The sequence below is a fragment of the Thalassospira sp. MCCC 1A01428 genome (assembly GCF_002115825.1).
Lineage (GTDB): Bacteria > Pseudomonadota > Alphaproteobacteria > Rhodospirillales > Thalassospiraceae > Thalassospira.
Window position 1 is genome coordinate 1 of sequence record NZ_JFJZ01000126.1, and the last position, 1,501, is coordinate 1,501.

Genomic DNA, 1,501 nt, shown 5'->3' on the forward strand with positions numbered 1-1,501 from the left:
GGCCAAACATTGGTCAAAAGGGGCGGAGAAAGCCTTTGAGGATTATTCCAAGGGGGCCAACGATGCTGCGGCCAATTCGCAACGGCTGGCATCGTCGGGGTTTTCGTCGCTGGAAGATGCGCTGGTATCGATTAATGGCAAGACCAGAAGTACCAAGGAAGCCTTTACCGATATGGTTGATGGCATTTTGGCCGATTTTCAGCGGTTGATTGTGCGCCAGTCCATTACCGGGCCTTTGGCAAAAATTGCCAGCGGGGCATTAACGTCATTGATCGGTGGCGCGTTTGGCGGCGGGGGCGGTGTTGATTATTCATCGGCAAGCTATGATTGGTCACAAGTCGGCGGCGGTACCAGCGATATGACATCGCCTGGCTATGACTGGTCAAGTTTCGCCGATGGCGGAATTATGACCAATAGCGGGCCGGTGCCGCTGCGGCGCTATTCTGCGGGCGGAATTGCCACCGGGCGGCAATTTGCCGAATTTGGTGAAGGATCTGTTCCCGAGGCTTATGTGCCGGTGCCATCGGGGAAAATTCCGGTTGATTTGAAACTGCCCAAGGCGGCCGCATCGTCGGCGGCAAGCACAGGCGGGGGCAGCGTTTATAACATTGATGCCCGCGGGGCAGATCAGTCTGCGATTGCCCGGCTGGAAAGCACAATTATTGCCCTGGGCGGTGTTGTGAAGCGCATGGATAGCGGGTTTGACAAGCGTGCCGTTGGTGCTGTGAGCGGGGCTGTGCAGCGAGGTGGGTCGGCGGCGCGCACGATCAGGGGGCGATGATAAATGGATGAACCATTGGTTTTGCCGGTGTCGCCTTTGTCGGTGACAATCACGCCGGTTACATCGGGCGGGTTGTCGGTATCGCCTTTTACCTTTCAGTCACAGGCGCAAATTAATCAGGGGGAAAGGTGGGACGCCTCGCTTACCTTTCCCCCCGCCAATCGGGCGCGTGCGGCGGCATTACAGGGTTTTTTGATCAAGCTGCGCGGGGTGAAAAACCCGTTTTTGATGGGCGACCCGGCGGCAAAACTACCACAACGCAACAATAGCGACGTGACGGTGCAGCTTGCGGGGGCGCATAATATCCGGTCGCGGGTGTTACAAACCCTTGGCTGGGAAACCACCGACCCGGCGGGCTTTGCGCTGCGGGTGGGGGATTATATTCAGCTTGGTAGTGGTATCACGTCGCGTTTGCATTTTGTCACCGATGACGTTGCGATTGATGACGCGGAAACGGGCGAGGCCGAGATTAATATCTGGCCTGCCTTGCGCAATGATTATGTTAATGGATCAATCGTTATTTATCGCTGTGCGGTTGGTCTGTGGCGGATGAAACCCGGTAATGCAGGTAGCTGGAGCGAATCCCCTGGCGTTTGGGATGATATGCAGTTTGAGGCGATGGAGTATTTGCCATGACCCGGGACATTCATGCGGATTTGGCGGGGGAATTTACAGCGTCCAGTCTTAGCCCGCTGGTATTGTGCCGGATTGGCACCGCGC

At 56.6% G+C, this 1,501-nt stretch carries 2 protein-coding genes; both read left to right on the forward strand.

From position 1 onward, the window contains the following. A partial coding sequence (locus THS27_RS26190; RefSeq protein ID WP_210403034.1) for a phage tail tape measure C-terminal domain-containing protein occupies positions 1–781 on the forward strand: 781 nt, incomplete at its 5' end. Positions 782–784: 3 nt separating this feature from the next. Continuing rightward, positions 785–1,417, forward strand: a complete 633-nt coding sequence (locus THS27_RS26195; RefSeq protein WP_085595946.1) for a hypothetical protein — start codon at positions 785–787, stop codon at positions 1,415–1,417. The last annotated feature ends 84 nt before the right edge of the window (positions 1,418–1,501 follow it).